The organism is Colwellia sp. BRX10-1 (genome assembly GCF_014077545.1).
Lineage (GTDB): Bacteria > Pseudomonadota > Gammaproteobacteria > Enterobacterales > Alteromonadaceae > Colwellia_A.
This window is the reverse complement of the sequence record NZ_JACGWC010000083.1, coordinates 1-779: the sequence shown is the minus strand read 5'-3', so window position 1 is coordinate 779 and position 779 is coordinate 1. Positions and strand designations below refer to the sequence as shown.

The following is a 779-nucleotide window of genomic DNA, read 5'->3' as shown; positions in this document are numbered from 1 at the left end:
GTTCGAACGTCTTGTTAGAAACATTGGATGTTTGCCATTCAATATTCGTAACCAACAGAAGCATGTTCCACCTAATCTAATAGTAAGTTACTTTAGTAAATTAGGTGGCTTGGTCGAACTATAAGTCATTCAAAAGGACAAAAAACAGTTGGTTTTTGCTCCTTCGTCGCTTATTTTAACCAACTATTTTTTGCCTCTTAATGAGGCGTTAGGTACTCAATGAGTTTCATCACTACCGAAATCAAATCATATGATTGTACTGATCATGATCCCATAGATACATGGGTTCCAGATGATCGTGCTGTGGTTGATTTTTGGTGTACAGTGGCTATTGGAATACAAGACGAAGAAGGTGCAGACTACTTTCAAATTCATGTGGTTACTCAAAGGGCACTATCTCAAGTAAGTGATAAAAAATATATTTTGGTTGTTCCTTACTATGATAATTGGAAGCAAATAATTAGCTTAATCGATGAAAAAATGAAATCATGCAAAGATGTTAGTTGGGCTGGATTTACCGAACAATTTTCTAGAGTATTTGCATGGGAATACGAAGGTTATAAACGTACCTAACAAGCTGCTCAAGACGGACGCTAAACAGTTGGCTAGCTTCGTTCCTCGCAATTTTAGCCAACAATTTATCGCCGCTTAGCAGGGCGTTATATGCAATGGAACTTATGCGTAATATTTTGATTTTTAGTTTTCTTATCAGTTTTAATTTATTCGCTTTTGAGCTTGTTAAATGCAGTGAGTCAGACATAGAATTCATCTTAAACAAA

Annotated in this window: 1 protein-coding gene; it reads left to right on the top strand. The window is 35.8% G+C overall.

The genetic code is table 11. The features are described 5' to 3' along the window. The first annotated feature begins 219 nt into the window (after window positions 1-219). Window positions 220-573, top strand: coding sequence for an Imm8 family immunity protein (locus H4J75_RS19630; protein ID WP_182223060.1), 354 nt, complete (start codon window positions 220-222; stop codon window positions 571-573). The last annotated feature ends 206 nt before the right edge of the window (window positions 574-779 follow it).